The 21,802-nt window shown below is 38.5% G+C and carries 15 protein-coding genes; all 15 read right to left on the bottom strand.

The genetic code is table 11. From position 1 onward, the window contains the following. Nucleotides 1-125: 125 nt before the first annotated feature. Nucleotides 126-1,826 (bottom strand): alpha-1,3-galactosidase-related protein, encoded by a 1,701-nt coding sequence (locus tag WG989_RS16260; RefSeq protein ID WP_340431010.1) that lies wholly within the window; start codon nucleotides 1,824-1,826, stop codon nucleotides 126-128. 259 nt (nucleotides 1,827-2,085) lie between these two features. Next, nucleotides 2,086-2,442 carry a hypothetical protein gene (locus WG989_RS16255; protein WP_340431009.1) on the bottom strand — a complete coding sequence of 119 codons (357 nt, stop codon included), beginning with the start codon at nucleotides 2,440-2,442 and terminating at the stop codon, nucleotides 2,086-2,088. A gap of 75 nt (nucleotides 2,443-2,517) precedes the next feature. Further along, nucleotides 2,518-4,284, bottom strand: coding sequence for a right-handed parallel beta-helix repeat-containing protein (locus WG989_RS16250; RefSeq protein ID WP_340431007.1), 1,767 nt, complete (start codon nucleotides 4,282-4,284; stop codon nucleotides 2,518-2,520). Between the two features lie 42 nt (nucleotides 4,285-4,326). Next, complete coding sequence (locus WG989_RS16245; RefSeq protein ID WP_340431006.1) at nucleotides 4,327-5,853, bottom strand: sulfatase family protein; 1,527 nt, start codon at nucleotides 5,851-5,853, stop codon at nucleotides 4,327-4,329. Nucleotides 5,854-5,872: 19 nt separating this feature from the next. Beyond that, nucleotides 5,873-7,207, bottom strand: a complete 1,335-nt coding sequence (locus WG989_RS16240) for a sulfatase (RefSeq protein WP_340431005.1) — start codon at nucleotides 7,205-7,207, stop codon at nucleotides 5,873-5,875. Nucleotides 7,208-7,223: 16 nt separating this feature from the next. After that, nucleotides 7,224-8,831, bottom strand: coding sequence for a sulfatase family protein (locus WG989_RS16235; RefSeq protein ID WP_340431004.1), 1,608 nt, complete (start codon nucleotides 8,829-8,831; stop codon nucleotides 7,224-7,226). Nucleotides 8,832-8,919: 88 nt separating this feature from the next. After that, nucleotides 8,920-10,554, bottom strand: coding sequence for a RagB/SusD family nutrient uptake outer membrane protein (locus WG989_RS16230; protein WP_340431002.1), 1,635 nt, complete (start codon nucleotides 10,552-10,554; stop codon nucleotides 8,920-8,922). Between the two features lie 20 nt (nucleotides 10,555-10,574). Beyond that, the gene (locus tag WG989_RS16225) at nucleotides 10,575-13,721 is read right to left on the bottom strand and encodes a SusC/RagA family TonB-linked outer membrane protein (protein WP_340431000.1); all 3,147 of its coding nucleotides are present in this window, start codon (nucleotides 13,719-13,721) and stop codon (nucleotides 10,575-10,577) included. 31 nt (nucleotides 13,722-13,752) lie between these two features. Continuing rightward, a complete protein-coding gene (locus tag WG989_RS16220; RefSeq protein ID WP_340430998.1) occupies nucleotides 13,753-15,663 on the bottom strand; it encodes an alpha-1,3-galactosidase-related protein in 1,911 nt (636 codons plus the stop codon). Between the two features lie 397 nt (nucleotides 15,664-16,060). Next, nucleotides 16,061-17,017: an alpha/beta hydrolase gene (locus WG989_RS16215; protein ID WP_340430996.1), complete on the bottom strand. Its 957-nt coding sequence runs from the start codon at nucleotides 17,015-17,017 to the stop codon at nucleotides 16,061-16,063. 132 nt (nucleotides 17,018-17,149) lie between these two features. Then, complete coding sequence (locus tag WG989_RS16210) at nucleotides 17,150-17,539, bottom strand: RidA family protein (RefSeq protein WP_340430994.1); 390 nt, start codon at nucleotides 17,537-17,539, stop codon at nucleotides 17,150-17,152. 132 nt (nucleotides 17,540-17,671) lie between these two features. Beyond that, nucleotides 17,672-18,145: a Dps family protein gene (locus WG989_RS16205; RefSeq protein WP_340430993.1), complete on the bottom strand. Its 474-nt coding sequence runs from the start codon at nucleotides 18,143-18,145 to the stop codon at nucleotides 17,672-17,674. A gap of 4 nt (nucleotides 18,146-18,149) precedes the next feature. Continuing rightward, a complete protein-coding gene (locus tag WG989_RS16200) occupies nucleotides 18,150-19,514 on the bottom strand; it encodes an alginate export family protein (protein ID WP_340430992.1) in 1,365 nt (454 codons plus the stop codon). A 1-nt stretch (nucleotide 19,515) separates the two neighbouring features. After that, nucleotides 19,516-19,956: a DMT family transporter gene (locus tag WG989_RS16195; RefSeq protein WP_340430991.1), complete on the bottom strand. Its 441-nt coding sequence runs from the start codon at nucleotides 19,954-19,956 to the stop codon at nucleotides 19,516-19,518. A gap of 65 nt (nucleotides 19,957-20,021) precedes the next feature. Then, on the bottom strand, nucleotides 20,022-21,797 hold the full coding sequence (locus tag WG989_RS16190) for an amidohydrolase (protein WP_340430990.1): 1,776 nt from the start codon (nucleotides 21,795-21,797) through the stop codon (nucleotides 20,022-20,024). Nucleotides 21,798-21,802 lie beyond the last annotated feature (5 nt).

Here is a 21,802-nt window from a genome sequence, read left to right as displayed (position 1 = left end):
AAAAAAGAATTCAGGCGCTGTTGCATTTACAACTTCGCAAAATTGCTTTTATGGGTACGCTGAAATAAACTCCTTTTAATCCCCGTTTCTATTATATATGCTTATACAATAGAAACAGGCAAGTATCAGAATCCTTTGTTTTGTTTGTTAATAAGCGTTTTGGAGCTTTTCTCATCGGCTTTAATCGAAGTAATCTTATTTCCTATGTAGCTGTTTTTCTCTAATACTATGTTGCTGCAGTTCTTAAATTCAAAAAGCGGAGCATTGGGATAAAGCTGTTGGGCCTCGTTTGTTTTAACAATCGTATTGCCTTTAATGATCAACCCATCCACACGATCAGCCATAACGATTCTGTTGTCAAAAGTGCGAATGATATTATCCTCAAACCGAATGTTGCGATCGAAGATGGCTTCTTGGTCAAACGTTTTTCCCAATCGTGGGGTTATGTTGAGTACAGCATGTTCTGCTCCACTGTAGGCACAGTATTCAAATTTATTATTACGAATAAGCACATCGTTTACAGCTCCTGATTCATACCAGAAAAAAGATTCACCTCGCAAGAAAACCGACGACATCATTGATGAAAAGAAGTTGTTCTCAATTACTGTTCTTAATGGAGTTTTAAGAACAATATTCCGTGCCCTGTGATTTTTGATAGTGCAACCCCGCATAGTGAATTCAGGATTCCATGTTTTGTTTTCAAGGATATCGCCCTTCCTTAATCCGTCAGGCAATGCTGATTTAAAAACGATTTCAGCATATTCTTCATTTATCTTTTTCACTTTTTCAACAACCGCAGCAACTCCTCTTTGTGGTGAAGGCTGCATAATGAACCAAACTTCGTCAGAGGCATCTGCAAATAAAAACCCCATTTGTTCGAAATGTTTTAATTTATATCGCAGTGTATTTTTATTAATCACCTCATCTACCTCAACATAAGTTCCATGAACATTGGTTCCATCATCCAGCATATTTTCAAATCTGCAGTTTTCAATAAGAATAGATCCTTTACAGTTACAGAAATGAGTAGCATCGGCCGTTGTTGATACAACCCGGTTTGAGCCTTGCCGGAGATAGATTCCACTATTGATTATTTTTATCTGTTGCGATCGTTCAAATAAAAAGCCCATTCCCAATGCATGATGGATCACAATACCATTCAGTTCAATATTGGATGAATTTCGAAAATCAAATGCAGGTGCATAACGATCATGTTCCCTGTCCCCTTTTGAGTCCAATAATGAACCTACAGGAGGATACCTTTTCAACTTCTCATGAAAGCGCAAAATACCATCCGGCAATTGCTCAACAAGTGTTGGATCACTTTCGATATCCCATGCCCCGTGAACCGGCCTTTTCCCGTTGGCATCAAAAGCCAATGTGCTTCCTGGCACAGTGTAATGAAAGCCATCAACATTCGGGAATTCAAGTCTTCCATTTCTTACTCTCCATGAAAATCCTTCTTTCATGGGTTTTATATCACGCCATCCTTCCTTTTCATTCACTGCTACAACTTCACCCAAAAAATTAAATGGTATATCCCAGTCGATAATAAGATTTTTTACAACTGCATTTTCGCATCCATCAAATAAAAAAGGCATGGCCTGTCCATGAAAAATAAATTCTGCATTGTTGCCTTCAATAATTACCGAACGAAACTTGTCGAAATTGAAGATGATCTTTTTGTAACCATTTCCGTGATTGGTTATTTCAAGATATTTTCCGGTAGCATAATCAGGTAAAAACTTGTATACGCCTTTCTCAAAAATCAAATGGATAGCACTGCCGCTGCTTTTATCAATGATACTACGGATTATTGGAGTCATATCAGCAGCTGTTGACTTTATCATAATCGGTTCACCAGCAAACAGGTTTGCTGATATGAGCAGAAGCAAAGCAACAATGAGCTTCAACTTGATAGTGAATGATCGAATCATGATTTGAAAACAATTATTATTATGACAATAAAATCCCGTTCTCCGTTTTGGAGTTCTTAGTATTCAGCACTAACTTGATACTGGTTTTAACGAAGCTGCGAGAGAAACAATTTCTTTAATCCTGACAGAGTCGAAACGTTGAATTTGCCTATTCTTTTATCTGGTTCATTTTTGGATGAACAATTTCATTGAACTCATTTAGTACCTTAAAATTTACGCCAACGATGTCCAGAATTTTTTGTGTATTTGGATATACATTCTTTTTTCGATAGGCATCTGTATCGGCTTCTGACAATTCACCCGCCTTCTTTTTTCGTTCCATTTCTTTTTGAGCAATCATCAGATTAAGCTTAGACTCGGCAATATCCTTTTTCTTTGACTCATTCAGCTTAAAATAAGTGATAGCCTCGGCAGCATAGAATTCAGCTTTCTTTTTTTGAAGTTCTGTTTGAGCATTAACAACTCCTGCAAAAAACAATCCGGTAACAATGAATAAAAGTTTCATACTCCAGTTTGGTTTATAGTGTGATAAAACGTTGATTATTTTTTGAATGGTTTCTTTTGAATGTATACACGCTAACTATTTATTGGAATTGGTGAGTCCGAAATTCTCCTTTACTTTTTCCACGTTCTCCAGATAAACATGTCTGCGGGGATCTTCCTTTCGTCCAAACTGTATACGGGATGGATCTAAAGCTTTAATAGTAGGTGATTCAACTTTGTTATTCATAAAAATCAAGCCATCAGTTGAAGTAACCACAAAAGCAGGACTAAGTGAGCCGGAAACTTTATTATCAGATATCGTAATATTGGAATGAGCCCCGGTAGATGCTGTTTTCCCATTGCCACCAATGGCATAAACAGCAATAGCGGCATCACCACAGTTTTCAATAATGTTATTGATGATCGTTAGATTTTTACCGCTACCGGCCTCCAGCCATTGGTGTTCGGGAGAACATTTAATACCCATTCCCCAATTACTGATGCATCGGTTATTTGCTATTGTTCCATTACTTCCTTTTACAATAATGCCTCTGCTACGGTTAGGACCCGCAATACAATTGATTACTTCAAACCCATTCCCCAATCGATTGGCCGAAGCAATAACACTGCCCATTGGAAGTTCTACACGTTGATCGATTTCAATGATATAAACATTGGCTGCATCTTTGGTATTGGCTGATTCACGAAGCAACTTCTGCGTACCTAAAAAGTTTTTTTCTGTTACATTTAAAGGCCTGTCTGCTTTAATTGAAAGAACAGTGGCATCCGGAAGCCGTGTGCCATCATACGACACCAACTCCACCACATCGCCAACAAAAATATCAGGTGTAAACCCAGCCTTTCCAACAACGGTTAGCAGGTTGCCATTGGCTTCGGTAATTACATGGTAATTGCCACTAATAGCAAAACCATCATCGCCGTTATATCTTGTGATACAATTTCTGTAAGACGGACCAACTTGAGCCGACTTGGAATGAAATCCATCTGCATTATTACTCCTCATTCTCATCACACCTCTTTTAACGATCTCGTTTTCCAGTGGCCTTCGATCTACTTTGCAACCAATATATCTGGAAGCATTACATCTTTTTTCAAAGAAAGCAAATGTAGGGCCGGCAAAAACCTGAACATTTTCGAGCGTTAATTTTTCACAATCTTCCATTACAATAGCATGAGGAGCCTGGCGTGTGTTGTAAGAATCAAAAACAATAATATCGCCAATCTCTTCAAACGAATACGTTTCATTTGCCTGTGGCTTTTTGGAAAAAACGACCCGTCTGTTTGCTTCATCCACTTTATAAGTAACAGCATAATATGTACGTGTAACTAATTCACCTGTTTCAGGATCGTAAATTTCAAGCTTCTCGTTGCGCAACTTCGTAGAATAGCCATCAATAATATCAACGGTAAGTTTTGTTTTATCATTCGACATAGCAACAATTCTTCCCTGTGTAAACGGCAAAGGATCATAATCAACCGATAATCCTTTAATTGTAAGATTCTTACAATTAATGATATTGATGGCCTGCACAGTTTCAGTACATATTAACTCTACACCATTCGCCAGTATGGTTACATCTTTCAAATTTTTAAGCAGCAGATGCTTGTTTCCGTTAGGTTTTACTCTGTATCTGCCTGCTGGAATATGAATTTCTTTTTTACCCTTTACCAATTCCTGATCAATAAATCCCTGCAGATCGAAGTCTTTTCCGGGATCAATTTGCGCCAAAGAGTGTATACTTACAATTAGCAGTAAGCATAGTATCCCAATTATTTTATTTGTAACCAGTTTATTCATTTCAAACTCTTTCTTATTTTTCTGCTTTTGTACAATCAGAATCATACAATGAAATCTGCAATCATTCCTGCGCTATCATGCTATCTGCTATTTCTTATTAGGTGGTTGCCGGATAATTCTCAGTTGCTGTTGAAATTCTTTTACAAGAGCAGGATATTGTTCTGCAACATTTTTTTGTTCGGATGGATCCTGTTCCAGATTGTATAACTGAACAACATTTGATAAACCCGATTCAACTTTTTTATTAGCAAACCATGCAGGCACTGTTCCTTCAACCGGTGTAATAAACTTCCAGCTATTTTTACGAAGTGAGAATGTGTAAGATTCTTCAAACAACCATGTTCTTCCTTTTTGGTTTTTTCCCAGCCATGTGTTCAATTGATCTTCACTATCAGCAGCTTCATTGCTTTGCACTTTTGCATTAACCAACTTAGCCATTGTTTTATAAAAATCAACCTGCGATACCAGTGCTTTACTTACGCCAGGTTGTATTTTTCCTTTCCAATACATAATCGTAGGAACTCTTGTGCCTGCTTCATATGCACTGTATTTCCCTCCCCGATAGATACCCGATGGTTGATGACTACCGACCAACTGCTCTGCAAAATCTGTATACCCATCATCTAATACCGGACCATTATCACTGGTAAAAATCACCAACGTGTTTTCTGTAAGCCGTAACGAATCGAGCAGTTTCATTACTTCACCAACCATCCAATCCATTTCCACAATCACATCACCACGTGGCCCCATCTTTGTACTGCCAACAAATTTTTGATTGGGCACTCTTGGTACATGAATATTGGGGAATGGATAAAACAAAAAGAAAGGCTCCTTCGTATGTTGAATGATGAATTGCTTTGCTTTTTCATTTAATACCATCGGAATTTCTTCATCTACCCATCTTGCCGATTTTCCGCCGGTCATATAACCAATGCGACTGATGCCATTCACAATGGTATTGCTGTGTTGTGTATCGGCCTTTTGTTTCAACAGTTGCGGATGCGATAAACCAGTGGGTTCATCACCGATCATATTGCTGTAACTTACCCGAATGGGATCGTTTACATCAAGGTTGGGCACTTTACCATTCTCCACATATACTGTGGGTACACGATCTGTTGTTGCAGGAATTAAAAACGAATAAGCAAAACCAATTGCCTCAGGTCCCGGTGCTATTGTTCCGTTCCAATTGATGGTACCATTACCCAAACCCAAATGCCATTTCCCAACAACTCCTGTTGCATAACCATTTTGTTGAAGCATTGTAGCAACGGTTGATGTGCCAGGTTTAAAAAGCAAAGGGGCATCACCCGGAAGAATAGCAGCTTTGTTTCTGAATGCATATTCACCCGTTAGTAAACTGTAACGTGAGGGTGTACAGGTGGCTGCCGTACAGTGTGCATCAGTAAAACGTACACCGCCTGACGCAAGCCTATCAACATTGGGTGTTTGCACTGCTGTTGCACCATAACAACTTACATCGCCATAACCGAGATCATCGGTATAAATGAGAATAATATTGGGCTTCTTTGCAGTTGTTTGTGATTCAGCAGTCAGAAAACACGCTACGAAGAAGAAAAAGAGCAGTGATGAAATTTGTTTATTATACATATCTAATAATATGAAATTTTCAATACGCCGGTACAGCTTGTTTTTCCCACGCATTTAAATCATCCATTAATCGTTTAGCGATGCTGGGATGATTATAAATGAGATTACTCACTTCACCACTGTCTTTTTTGATATTATACAATTCTGTTTCTCCTTTGTGATACTTTATCAATTTCCAGTCACCATCAATTATGGCTGCATACTGGTCTTCGTAAGAACGAAAGAAATACAATTTCCTTTCAGGAAACTTTTCACCTTTCACCAATGGCAGTAAGCTCTTTCCCTGAATTTGTGTATCGGTGCAGGGTTTTCCTGAAACAATTTCTACCAAGGTTGGGTAAACATCTAATGTTTGAATGGGCACATTACATTCTGAACCCGCTTTGGTTTTACCGGGCCAGTACAATACAAAAGGAACTCTTGCTCCGCCTTCACCCAATGTATGTCCACCTAATTTTTTTCCCCGAAGAGGGTAATTGGAAAAATAGCCTCCCTGATCCGAAGTAAAAAGAATAATTGTGTTATCGGCGATACCTTTTTCTTTTAATGCTTTACGTAATCTGCCCAACGACTCATCAACTGCTGTAACCATTGCTCCGTACTCAGCATACTTATCTTCCCAGCCCTTTGCTTTGTATTGAGCAATGAATTCTTTTTTCCCAATGATGGGACCATGTACACCGTAGTGGTAAAACGAAAGTTCAAACGGCTTATTCTTGTTATAGGTTTTGATGAAATGAACAGCACTATCAGTTAATACATCTGTTAAGTATTCGTTTGTAGCATCAGGAAAAGGATTATCGTTTTTCCAATAAGGTGGATAATAACTACCTGGTTGTCCAAACCCTGTAACACCAATTTCAGCATCAAATCCTTGCTTAGCAGGATAATAAGCTTCTTCGCCCAAATGCCATTTACCAATAAACTGATTGTAATAATCGTATTCTTTTAATTTCTCAGCATAAGTAATTTCATTCAAAGGCAACCAATTGCGTGATGGCATATTCACAGGATCTGTTGGCCAATAGTTGTATTCATTAGCAGCATTCTTTGCACCTCTGTCAGAAACATGCCGGGGCATTGTAAATCGTACCGGCTCCCTTCCCGTTAACAAAGAAGCCCTGCTTGGACTACAGGTTGGCGTGGCTACATAGGCTCTTGTAAATTCCATACCATCTTTTTTAAGCTGATTCAAATTGGGGGTATTGAAACCCGGATTACGTACACCCCAATCAGCCCAACCCATATCATCTACAAAAATGATGATGATATTTGGTTTTATCGTTGTTTGACTTTTACTGTGCAATGAAAAAGTCAGCAAGACAAAAAATATCGTTATTGTTTTATGTATCATGTTTAAAACCCTCATTCTATTTTTGCTGATTAGGTTCGGTCTTTTTGTCTTGTAAGTCAGCATCAAAGTCTGTTTTGTTCACCCATCCGGCATTCACCTTTTCACCACTCATAAACCTGTTATAAAAATTCTTTACATCGCCTGCATACTCATATTTATCAAATACATCTCCATTGCCCAACATGCGGGGATCTTTCTGTTCCAGCAGCTTCTGAACCATAAAGCTGTTTAGTTTTTCTTTTAAAGGAGCATGTTTTTTATCGGCAGCAAGATTACTCATGCAATAAGGATCGTTTTGAATATCATACAACTCTTCTGCATATCGTTTACCGAAATTTAATTGCCAGAAGTACCAATTACCGTGTTGGCGCCTTGTATTTAAAATAAAAGTTTTGGTTGGACTTCCATCGGTATTTAAATAACCCGTTTCAGGATTGCCCATCGGCCAACGATCGGTCTTGTAGTTACGGAGGTACATGTACCCATCTTTTACAATTCCTCTGATAGGATAACCTTCATCATTAGGTCGGCCTACATCATGACGTTCCTGACCAATAAGTGTATAATTACGATTTGGATTTACTGTTCCTGATTTATCAGAGAATAATATATCTGTCAAACTTTTTCCTGTAATTGGCTGCATGCCTGCTTTTGCAGCGCTGATGCCTGCCAATTCTAAAAAAGTAGGTGCAAGATCAATAAAACTTACATAATCATTTACTACACGACCCGGACGTTTAATGCCTTTAGGCCACATAATCGCTAATGGCATATGACTTGCATATTCATATTGATTTCCTTTGATACGTGGGAACGGCATGCCATTATCCGATGTAACTACTATGATAGTGTTATCCAGCTCTCCTTTTTCTTCCAGGAGGTTCAGCATCTTTTGTAAATGCTGATCGAAATGCTCGACTTCATAACCATAGTCAAGCATATCTGTTCTTACAGTATCAACATCGGGCCAAAAGGAAGGAACCGATTTTATATTCCCCGGTTGTAAACCACCTTTATTTCTTCCGGAACCAAATTCATAACTGCGGTGTGGTTCATGACTTCCAAACCAGAAACAAAAAGGTTGATCTTTTGGTTTCTCATTCAGAAACACTTCGAAATTTGCTGCATAATCAACATCAGAAATACCAGTTGTTGGCGCAGTTGTTCTTATTTCATTATATTTTTTGCCTGTTAATTCACGTGGCTTACCATTAATTTTTCCTGCATTACCGGGCAACCAACCTTTTGCCACACTTCCTGTAAAATAACCTTGCTCACCAAGTGCCTCTGCATACGTTTTAAACTTAGCAGGAAAATATGCAGAATGATTCCCTGCTTCTTCTAACTGCCAACTGTTTCTTCCGGTTAATACGCATGCTCTTGATGGAGCACATTTTGCATTAGGTGTATATGCATTCGAAAACAATATGCCCTCCTTGGCCACCCTGTCGAAAGCAGGTGTCTTGATCCATTCGCAACCATAGGCTCCAAAACTTGCCCATGATGCATCGTCGGCTATAACAAACAATATGTTGGGGCGGATGGGGTTTGCATTTTCTGGTTGGCGGAATGCCAGCATAACCATGAATACAAACACACAGGATAATATTATTTTGCCTTGCATATTTTTAGTTTACATTAATTGTTTCCCGAATGATCATTTACATAAGGAAATACTGATTCATTCTTTCATTTCAAATAAACAAGGCAAATCAGAATCCCGGGTTTTGGACAAGGTTCGGATTCAGATCTCTTTGCGCCAGTGGAATGGGGAACCAGATTCGTTCAGGTTTCCAGTTTTGTTTGATTGTTGTTACAATCGTATTATAGAAACCGAAATTTGAAACCATACCGGCTATCGCATCATCATACTTATTGAAACGGGCTAAATCAAATCTTCTCCAATGTTCAAAACAGAGTTCACGAGATCTTTCATCAAGTAGCTCCTGAACAAAATCGGCTTTGAAATAAGCTGTATTGAGAGTGTTGATATTAGAGCCTGTTTTTAATGCTCTCTGTCTTATTTGTGTGAATATAGTTCTGGCTCCTGTTTCATTACCGGTAAAAAACAGTGCTTCTGCATGTAACAATAAAATATCAGCATATCGTAAGAGTGGTATATTAATACTACTTGCCCATAATGCTGTATTCTTTAGAGCCGGATCCATTGCACGGTATTTACCCATACTAAATCCTCCTACATTTGGATTACCTGCGGGCAATGCATTCGGTATATAATACCGAACCCCACCAATTACTTCAACCTGAGGGCTAGCTGGAAAATTACTGGTAAGGTTGTGATTAAATCTTCCGTCTGCCGCAGCATTATATTTTCTGTAGATTTCTCCTGTAGGTCTGAAAAATCCATAGCTCCCGCCAACGGTATTTACATTTCCCTGCGGGCACCAACCGTGCGTTACAATAGAAATAGACTCCATGCCGGCAGTGTTAGCAGCCTCAATACTTAATAAGCTCTCTGAATACTGATCGCTCTTTGTAGTTTCTCTGAATAAATAATCGTAACGTGGTATTAATGTATACCCACTGTTTTGCACAACCTGAGTAGTATAGGTTAATGCTTTTTGATAAGAATCATTTGCATCTACCCACGCAAAACTATTAAGCGCTAATCCAAAATCAGAAGTACCTGAATTTTTCGCACTCGCTAAATAAGTGTACACTTTGGCAAGCAATCCGGCTGCTGTCCATTTATTGGCTCTGCCAGTGATTGTTGCTCTGTTCGGCAAATTATTAAATGCAAATTCATAGTCTTCTAAAACCTGTGCATACACTTCTTGTATGGGTTGACGGGCTTTTTGAGGATCTTGAACAGATGTTGTGTAAACAGGTATACCTCCATGCATCATTGCCAGGTACATATGATAAAATCCTCTCAGCAATTTTGCTTCTGCTTCAATTTGAATTTTTCTGTTTCCCGTAAAATTGTTGATGCCCTCTAATTTTTCTATAAGAAAATTAGCACGGTTTATTCCTGCATATAAAAAGAACCATGCATTATTAAGAGCTGTATTGTCACTGGAAAAACCAGCATTTCCAAAAGGAGCCAAGCCAACATCATTGTAATTACTTCGTATTACAACCTCATCCGTTGCACCGTTTACAATACAAGTAAGATCACGACCAAAACTGGAAACGTTTCCTTGTTCCTGTACATTTCTGGCATTGAGTGCATTATAAACTCCGTTTAATGCCATCTCAGCATCAGCCGGTGTTTTATAAAAATTTTCAGGAGATGTAAAAGAATATGGAGTGGCATCCAAAAATTTCTTACAACCGGTACCGGCAATAAGAGTGGCAAGCAGACAAACAAAAAATATCTTTTTCATGTTTAATCGTTTTTGTTGTTTTAGAATCTAACGTTTACACCAAGTGCAATGGTTCGGGGACGGGGGTAAGCAAATCGGTCTAACCCTCTGAATAACGGATTGCTGGAATTCACTTCCGGATCAAGCCCTGTATATTTTGTCCATGTAAGCAGATTGGTTGCAGTAACACTGAATCTTACTGATGACATCCCTGATTTCCTCAGTATTTTATTAGAAACATTATAACCAAAACCAAGTGTTTTTAACCTGAGAAATGAACCATCTTCAACAAAGTAAGAAGAAGGTAAAATGTTGATCATACCAAGTCCGGGATATACGTTGGATGGATTAGTTTCGGACCAATAATTACTATAATATTCTTTTGTTACATTAAATGCAGGCTGGTATCCATGTTCTCTTAATTTTGATTCATTGAAAATATCATTTCCGTAGCTCCATTGGAAAAATAGATTTAAATCAAAATTTTTGTATTTGAACGTGTTGTTTAAACCACCAAAATGTTTTGGATTGGAATTTCCAATTACAGTTCTGTCATATTTATCATCAATTTGTCCGTCTGGTTTACCGTCGGGGCCACTAATATCTGCATACTTCAGTGCACCTGGCACAGCAGTGCCACTAACGAAAGTTGGATTACCTGCTTTAAGTGTATAGATCCTGCTTCCGGATGGGATGTTTGGATCACTTCCATTTTGCCAATCAAAATCTGCCAGTTGATAAATTCCGGCAAAAGAATATCCATACATTGTTCCGATTGGTTGCCCTAAGATTACACGGGCGGCATTTTGGATCCAGCTACCTCCTATTGTAACAGGTATAAAATCAGCACCACCAAGTTCCTGAACGATATTATTATTGAAACTGATATTGAAACTGGACTCCCATTTGAAATTCTTTTTATCTACATTGATTGATGATATCATTAACTCAACTCCCGAATTATCAATGGCACCGATATTAAGCCACTGCCTGAAGAATCCGCTTTGAGCAGAAACAGGTGCATCCAGCAACATATCTCTTGTTTGTTTCAGATAATAATCAACCGTTAGATTTAATCGATTGCCAAAAAGGCCAAGATCTATACCTGCATTATATTGTGAGGTTGTTTCCCATTTTAAATTCGGATTTGCTAAAGATCCCGGCGACATTCCGAAGAGTATGCTATTGTTACTCGCATAATACGTATTCTGTAAACTGCCGAAGTAGGTATAGGCCGGAATACCTTCATTTCCTGTTTTTCCATAACTCGTACGTAATTTCATGTCGCTTACAAATGGTAAACGTTCCATGAAACGTTCTTTCGAAACTCTCCATGCGAATGCCAGTGAAGGAAAATAACCCCAACGGTTACCAGGGCCAAATTTATCTGAACCATCTGCTCTAAAACTTGCAGTAAAAAGATATCTGTCTTTAAAACTATAATTCAACCTGCTGAGATAAGAAAGACGGTTGTTCCTCCATCTGTTTGAACTATACTCCAGTAAACTGGATCCTTTACTCAAATCATTAACACCGGTAGATTGATCAGCAAAATTTGCAATTCTGTTTCGGAAGCTTTCCCAATTATTACTATAAATCTCAAATCCACCCAACGCATTAAATCGATGCCCCTTTATTGTCTTAACATAATTTAATTGTGAAGAATGATTATAAGAAAACGTTTCTACCTCTGCAATTCCGGCCAGGCCATTGTAAAAAGTCCCCCAACTGGTTTCATTACTGTAAAACTCCTGCAATTTTGAACTGGAATAATTTCCAGCTAACAGGCCAACATACGTTAAGCCGTTAAGAATTGTGTAGTCCACCTTGGCACTTCCTGTCAACCGCATCATGCGGGTGTTCTTAAAAGAATTCTTTATCAGATCAAGTGGTGTAATAAAATTATCTGACGTCGGATCAATCAATGAAATATCTGTATTGTCAGAACTTAGAATAAATGGCCTTGCACTGATCAATGTTTGTGTAAGTCCATTATAACTGTTGGGGCCTCCATTGTTGGCAGCACCATTTGCATTGGATAAAGCTGAGTTCATATTGAACCCGAATTTCAGTTTATTAGAACTTTTATGATCTAAGCGCAGGCGAAAATTATAGCGATCGTAATTGTTATATTTTATCAATCCCTCTTGATTGAGATAACTCATACCGGCTGAAAAATTTGTTTTGTCATTACCACCACTAACTGTAAGATTGTGGTTATTTGTAAGAGCAGTTCTCAATGCTTCATCCTGCCAGTTGAAAGATGGTATCTTTGAAAAATCTCTCGGTGTATCGGGTGTTCCATTACCATCTGAATCAACCATGAGAAATTCATTATTACCTCCTCTTAAGCCAGCATAAGTCAGATAATCCTGCGAAGTCAGAACATTTACTTTGTTCAGTATCTGCGAAAACCCAACAGACCCATTGTATTCAACAACTGATTTTCCCGACTTTCCTCCTTTTGTAGTTATGATTACAACTCCATTTGCTCCCCTTGAACCATAAATGGCCGTGGCTGAAGCGTCTTTTAATACTTCAATCGACTCAATATCTGAAGGATTGATCATTGACAATGGATTCATTGTTGCCTGTGATGAATTTGTTTTAGCCACCTCATCATTATTTAAATCCATTTGCACACCATCAATTACAAACAATGGAGAAGAATTACCAATAATTGAATTTGCACCTCTTATCTGAATATTAATACCGCTGCCGGGCTCTCCGGATTCTGATATGATATTTACCCCGGGTGTACGCCCTTGTAAGGCCTGCAACCACTCAACTGATTGCGATTGCTCAAGTTCGCCTGCCTTGATAACCGACACAGAACCGGTAAGATCTTTTTTCCGTACAGTTCCGTATCCAATTACAACCACATCTTCAAGCTCTGAAGAAGATGAGGCAAGTTGAACATTAATTACCGATTTGTCTTTGATTGCAATCTCCTGTGCTGCCATTCCTATAAAAGAAAAGACAATTATTTTAGCGGTTGCAGGAACGTCAAGTTTATACTTTCCATCTTTTCCTGTCATTGTTGCAATTGCGGTATTCTTAACAATAACACTTACTCCCTCCATCGGATTTCTGCTTTCATCGGTAACAGTACCGGTAACAGATTGTTGCGCAAAACCAGTAACGGTAATACATATCAGCAGCAGCAGAAATGATATACTTTTTCTCATAAATGGCAATTGTTTGGTTATAGAAATTATGCTAGTTTAATTTGGCAAATGATTTGTTTTTCTTCAGATCTACGTTCGTTGTTTTTTCATCAATTGATAATGTTCCTTCTTTACCCGATAGAGACTTGTAGGTATTGTTGCCTATAACAACCCTGTTACAATTAACAATTTTCAGGTTAGGTGTGTTTGGAAAAAGCGGTTCATAAGCATTCGTTTGTTCAATCGTGTTTCCTTCAAATACAATTCCGTCAACAGAAGTAGCCAGGAGAATCGGGGAATCAAATGTTTTTATCTGATTATTCCGGATAAAAATATTCCGGCTGTAGGATTCATTGATATTGTTCTTGTCAACATAATCAGGTTCGATGGAAAAAATCGCATGCACACGATTTCCTCCATATGCACAATTTTCGAAGGTATTATTTTCAATAATTAAACTATCCGTAGGTCCGGATTCATTCCACAAAGCCAAATCACCCGACACTAGTATTGCTGCCATTTGAGAGGAAATATGATTATTTCTTACAATAACTTTTCTTGGTACAGAAACAAGAAACCCTCTGGCCCGGTTATTACGTACAATATTATTTTCGATGATAGCGGTAGGATACCAGGATATATTTTCAATCCCGTAGTATTGATCTACTTTACCCTTTATAGATTTATTGAATGTAAGAATGCTTATTTTTTCATTAACCCGTTCCACATTTGTAAGAACTAAACCTGTGGCTGTTGGTTGCAATGTATTGCTTTCAATAATTCGTACGCTGTCGCCGGCTTCACCAAACAAATACCCATTTTGATGCGGATGATACGTTTCAACCGCAACCCGGCGATCATCCAGCACCCGGTTTACCCGAACATAGGTGCCGTGTATATTGGTTGCATCATCCAGCATATTCTCAAAAACACAGTTCCGGATAATAATCTCACCACGAACATTACAAAAATGAGTGGCGTCTGCAGTGGTAGTCACCATTCTACCGGAGCCTTTTTTGAGTACCACATTAAATCCATCAAGGGTGATGTTTTCGCTACGCTCTGCAATTAAACCCATAGCGCCGGCATGATGCACATTGATGTTGTTGAATAATAGATTTTTGCTTTTGAATGACCAAAATGCGGGGCTGGTTCGATTATACAGATAGGCTCCTTTTGTAACAAACACCGATCCTACAGGCGGCACTTGCTTTACAGGTCCCGATAAGCGAATTAAGCCTTTTTTCAATTCTTCCGCAGCAATGCTGTGCTGGTCGATATCGTATTTAACCGTGTTGTAATAAGGAGCCATTGTTTCAGGATCCCACAAAATATTCTGGCCAGCCTGTAAATCGTACCCTTCAGGCACAGCAAACCGAAACCCATATTTATTCTCATAAGGCGATTTTTCACGTTCCAGGGTTAGGTACAAATGCCCGTATTGTACTTTATGTGGTGTTGATACTTCTATATCAAATGATTTCTTTTCCGGATTATTTGCCACCACTTTCCCTTCCAATGTAAAGGCTACCTGCCAGTCGATACTGAAGTTTTTAAGCGTTAGATTCGAGCTGTTCTGAATAATGAATGGCAGCATTTTCCCGTGAAAAATAAATTCTGAGCCATTACCATCAATTTCAAGTCCATCAAAATCAATCAGCGGAAATGGAGTTCTTTTCAGACCATTGTCGTTGTTGGTAATAGCACAATAAAAGTCGGGGGCAAAAGTTGGGTAAAAATGATAGATCCCTTTGGGGAATTCGAGCTTGCTGATTCCTTCCTTTTTGCAGGTTTTTAATGCCGCAACCACGATCGGTGTAGCATCATTTGCTGCAATGGTTCCAAGTTCCTTGAGTACCAGGATCTTTTCTTTTGAGGAATTTTGATGTGTTTTTTGCTGGGCATTACTGTCAGTCAACAAAACGAAAAAAAGCAAGAACAAAAGGAAAACTTGTTTCGACATAATATGGCATTTGCAATTGTTACACAAACTAAACAAGAGCAAAGCAAAGCGACTTCCGCTATCGTAACATGGTTTTGTGCAGATGTAACATTCTCTGATTAATGCATTAAAAATAGGCCAAGTAGTTGAATTTCAAATGATTAAATTACAAAACCCAATTGTAACATTTCTTCGCTCTATTGTAACATTACTTTTTTTAACGGGCAATCGAAGCCTGAGTATGCAGAGCTACTATTTGCAAAAAGGAGTTTTTCAAAATTAATATGCTAATGGCTTGTGGATGTTTAAAGGAAAAATGGATGCACCTGCGGTTGCTTATTTCTGTGCTATTGGATGAAAGTCTTTGATAATTGAGCGAGTGAATCGATATAAGATTAAACTTCATGACGTCAATATTTTATTTGACTGTGTAAGTACGATCCAACCAGTCCACAACATGCATCCAGCTTTCACGTGGAATCTTCGCATGAGTAGCGCTTTTCATAACTAGAAACTCCTTTTTATCACCGGGAATCACGTTATACAACTCTCTGACTTTTTCCACGGAGAACAATTCATCCTCATCGCCGATACCGACCAAAACAGGAATTGTTATGTTTATTGGCAACCTTAGCTTTTTAGTGTCGAGCATCAGCAGGAATCTGGGCGTATAACGAAAATTAAACAGACTATCCTTGCTTACAGTCATCCCTTCCCGGTAATACTGATAGGACTGATAGGAAGGACGCAGCAATCCACTTGCAAAAAACCGTACTGTTTCCACAAATGAAGGTGGCTTGGATAAGCCTTCCCTGCCCTCATAGGCGCCAGACAGCAATACTAACCCCGCTATTTCGTCAGGAATTGTATTTGCCACAGAAAAGGCAGCCGCAACACCAAGACTGTGCCCAAGGACAACCACTTCTGAAAACCCCAGCTTTTTGATATATGACACCGTCTCAGCCATATCCTTAATCCACCGCTCCTTGCCCGGGGTATCTCCCCTGTTACCCGATGACAAGCCATGTCCTCTGTAATCCAGACCAAATGTTGTGTAGCCATTCTCAGCAAACGGAATACCCGCCATTTCATACGGACCGCTATATGCTGTAATTCCATGCAGAATAAGGATGGCGATTTTTTTATGATGAACACTATCAGGGTTCCATCTCCGGAGAAAAAGTATTGCATTATCAGACGTAGTGATCAAATGATGTGAACCAGTAAATTCGTTTCTCAGTTCCTTGGCCTTTTTTTCGGAAATCCCGACATGGTTTGTCTTTTCCACAACCGGGTAGTAGGCTAAAATAAATCCCACAGCAACAATAGCAACTACAATACAAAATAAACCTTTAAAAATTTTTTTTATGTTCATATATCAGAATATTAAGGAGTCAGTAACTTCTGATCAACTGTGGCTGGAATAATTTTTTAACCAAAAATGGATTTTTGATCAATTCCAATCAATCATAGTCCGGTTGATTCAATCGGTGAAAATTGTGCATAGTTATTTCACAACGGTTGCTTCGAGTTCCACTGTTAATGTTTCAAAAAGACTTACCACCTCCAATAAGGTCAAAGCTTGTTGCATACCATGTTTTTCCACCCAATTTTGCAGTATGTTGAAATATGGCCAAAGATCTTTGGTAGATGTTGTGTAAATATTAAGGCGTACAATATTCTTGCAATCGTAACCTGCTTCGTTAATTACTTGTTCCAAATTCTTGATCGCCAACTCCAACTGGGTTTTCATGTCAGCGGTACTTGATTCACCTTCATCATTGATGGCCGTTTGACCGGAAACATAAAGTGTTCCCGTACTATTCGTTACCTCTACTGCCTGGTTATAACTACGTTCATTTTGCCAGTTCCAGGGGTTAATTACACGTTTTTTCATTCTTCAAATTTTTATTTTTGAATAAATCGATTAATTTTTTAAGCTGATTGTCCGTATTATGATAATATCCTGTGCAGCGGATAAAAAGTGAACTGATGTTTGGTTTAAAGAATAATAAATTCCATAGTTCAGTTATTTTAAATGAGCCCTTAACATCCAGGCCATTTTTTCATGCACTTCCATCAAGCCGGTAATAAAATCACTGCTGCCTGCATCATGGTATTCGTTCGCAAACAAATTGATTTTGCCCCTGATATTTGTAATAATAATTTCATGGTCTGCCAATAACTCTTTGATGAATCCGTGGCGATCATTTTTTTCTCTTGATAGTTCAGAAAGATGGGTTAGTTGCAAATAGTTTTTTAATGTAGCCGGTGCATGGTGATCAATGGAACGTATACGTTCTGCAACATCATCTATCACTTCATCAAGTTGTTCATATTGATTTTCAAAAAATTTGTGCATGGTATAAAAATCTGGCCCTTCTACGTTCCAATGGGCATTACGGGTTTTTGTATACAATACAAATTCATCAGCCAGCATTTTCGATAAATCGGCTGCCACTGCAGCTGCATTTCCTTCCTTAATACCAATTCCTGTTGTCATATTTCTAAAATTTAGATTGAATAGTGATGGCTGCAAATACAATTTCTTTTCCGGCACTTACTTCTTTAAGATAGCTGCCTGCTTTAAAAAAAGTAAGCTCTGGTGTAATTACAAGATATTGTATTGGAGTGTACTCAAAACTTATTCCTAACTGGTTGCCGATGTGCTTACTAAAAGCCGCCGGGTAAAGCATTGCCACATTTGCGCCATATATCCCATCAGCAACACTGTATCGCCAAAACATATCGTAGTCTGCAACAAACGATATTTTGGTATGTAATTTTATTTCAACCGAAGGATGAAAGTCTATTAAATTCACCGGGCCTATTAATGCAGCCAGCCCGAAGTAATCACCTCTTGGAAAAAGTGGATTAAAAGTATTTACTTTTTTATCCGTAGCTGATTTATCACCACTGATTACCTCTGTTTTAAGCCCAATGCTTGGAGTATACTTTCGCTGATTAAAATGGTAAGTGATATTTGCCGAAGCGGTATAAGCATCAATAATTCTCCCACCAATTTTACCAAACTGGTACAACGCTTCTACGTCATATTGAAATGAATTTTCGCTTTTCCAAAGCCTTGCTCCAATTGAATGCCTGTTCTCAGTTGCTGAAATATTATAGAACGAGTTAATTTTATTTTGATAACCGATGTAATAAAAATCCCCATTATGAAAAATCGGCAGCTTATTAACAACCACATAGACACTCCATAGTTTTTCATTACGATTGATTGGGTCATCAAACACACCGGTACGGTTACGAACAGGCCGACTGTAAAACAAATCAAGCTGTAAATGCTCTTTCTCATAGAAAGCTTTTACGGCATCAAAACTAAGACGGTTATTAGGGCCTTCTCTTACCGCTATTAAACGTTGAGAGCCATATAACAATTCCTGGCGTCCTGCACGAAGTATTAATTTACTTTCTGAGTTCTTGAGCAAACTGAAGTCAGCAAAAATCTGTTGTATATCCAGCCTGTTTTCATCAATTGAACGAAAGGGTGGTTCTTTGCCTGCGACGGTAGTGCTTACTAATTGCCCAAAGAATCGGAAACGTTTCCCCATGTGAAAGTCGCTATGCAGCAATAAGCGGTTATAAATAGCTGTGTATTCTTTATTTGCGGCATCGCCCCAATCTTCATTTTTTAAGTATTGTAATTGATACCTGTACTCACCGCCAACAGAAACGTAAGAAGATGTTGATTTTTTAAGCGGAATATATTTAATTGCCTTGTACCATTTTTTTGATGTATCCTTTTTCCATACTGAATATTCTTCATTAAAACGAAGATTTAATAAAGGCACTTGCTGACAGTAAACCGGCTTAATCGTTGCACAAGCTAATATGAGCAATAAATACTTCATCTTAAAACTTGCGGATGATGATTACTCCCGATACAATAAGAAAAATACCTACAATACGACAGATGTTGAGACTGTGTTGCTGATGCACCAAAATATTAAAATGATCAAGCAATATGGAGATAAGCATTTGCCCAAGTACTACGAGTCCAAACGTAAGAGCAGGGCCGATACGTGGAAATGCAAGTATAACAGCCGTTACATAAAATGCACCTAAAGCCCCGGCTATCCATACATAACCGGGTGCAGATTTTATACCTGCCCAGGAAACAGATTGTTTTTTTAGTAGTATGAATAATGCTACAGCCAATGTACCGGTAATAAAGGATACCATGGAAGCATGTACAGGGCTTGCAATAGATTTACCCAACTTTGCATTTAAGCCTGCTTGAATTGGAAGTAATGCTCCGCCTAATAGTGCGATAAAAAGCCACGCAACTTTCATGATTAAATCTTTATGCGTAAATAATTAATAAACGGTTTTCATCATTACTGATATTCCAATTCACTTCATTTATACTGATAACCGCCATAATATTTCACCGGACTCCATGCAGGAATTACAGGAAGTGCAGCAGGTGCAACTCGTTTATATTCATTTGCGCCATACACAATTTTTCCATCCACAATGGTCAGCAATGAATTAATAGTCGGTATCTCTTCATCAGCAACAGTGAAAAAATCTTTATCCAGCATTACCAAATCAGCAAAAAAACCCTTTTGAATTTTGCCTTTATTATTTTCTCTGATGAGCGAGTACCCACCTACTGTCATTAATTTCAATGCAGTTACTCTGTCCAATACATTTTCGCTCGACATTGTTTGCGTACGGCCAATTGTTTTTCCGGTAGTAATCCAATACAGGGCAATCCAGGGATTATAACTTGCCACTCTGGTTCCATCTGTGCCTAATCCAACAGGTAATCCTATTTCCAGCATTCGTTTTACCGGTGGTGCAGCCAATGCCGCTTTTTTTCCATAGCGATGGATAAAACTTTCTCCCTGATAAGCCATCCGGTGCTGAATGGCAATACCGCCGCCCAATGCTTTTATGCGTTGCATATTTTCTTCACTGATTGTCTCTGCATGGTCAATAAACCAAACCAATCCATTCAAAGGGGTCTCTTTATTTACTTCTTCAATTACATTCAGGTCTCTTGTAATACTTTCATTATAGGTGGCATGAATACGAAAGGGCCAGCGGTTTCTTACAAGTATTTGTATAACCGGTTTCAAATTACTTTCCATAGTAGACGGTAATTCAGGCCGTACAAATAAAAAGTTTTCAAAGTCTGCTGCATCTGCCACTAAGTTTTCTCCACCGCCTTTAACATGATAATCCACTTCATTTATCCCATTGCTGCTTTGCTGATCAATATCAACCATAACGATCCATTTTTTATAGTCGGTAAGTTCCGCTCCTTTCTTTTGTGCAAACAAATAGTAAGGAAGACGAATGGTTATTTTGCCCGCTTTGTGCAGAGAATCTGTAATGACATAATCATCCGGAAAATTCTGAAAGCCACCCCCGGCATCCATTACGGCTGTAATACCAAGCCGGTTTAGCTCGGTCATGTATTGCAGCGTGGAATTTATTTTTTCTTCGTTACTTAGCTCAGGCAGCTTTGCCAATGTGGAATAAAGGATAAAAGCATTCGGCTCTGCTACTAATAACCCTGTTGGATTTCCATCATTATCCTTTTCGATTAACCCACCGGCTGGATTAGATGTTTCTGAATTGATGTTGAGCTTTTGCAATCCAGCCTTATTCACCCATGCCTTACCATACAGATACAAAATAAAAACGGGCACATCACCTGTTGCTTCATTAATTTCTTCCAATGTTGGTAAACGTTTTTCGTCAAACTGATATTCATTCCACCCGCCTACTACTCTTACCCATTGCCCTTCCGGTGTTCGTTGTGCCTGTTCTTTCAGCATTTCCAATGCCCGTTTTAATGTACTCACTCCATCCCATCTTAGTTCTGCATTATAAAATCTGCCGCCACGTATTACATGCAAATGGCTATCAAATAAGCCGGGAATAATTCTTCTGCCTTTGGCATCAATAATTTTTGTTGATGTGGTTGCGAGTTTCATCACCGTTTTATTATTGCCCGTCAATATAATTTTGTTTGCCGCAATAGCTACAGCTTCCGTTTCCGAATTACTATCATCCATGGTGGTTATTCTTCCGTTGATGATAATAATATCTGCCTTTTTCTTTTGTGAAAAACATGGCGTTGTACAAAGAGTAAAAAACAGAATACTAAACAGGTATTTCATAAAAG

The organism is Lacibacter sp. H407, assembly GCF_037892605.1.
Taxonomy (GTDB): Bacteria; Bacteroidota; Bacteroidia; order Chitinophagales; family Chitinophagaceae; genus Lacibacter.
Note: the sequence above shows the minus strand (reverse complement) of the source record. Positions and strands in the feature narration are given on the sequence as shown.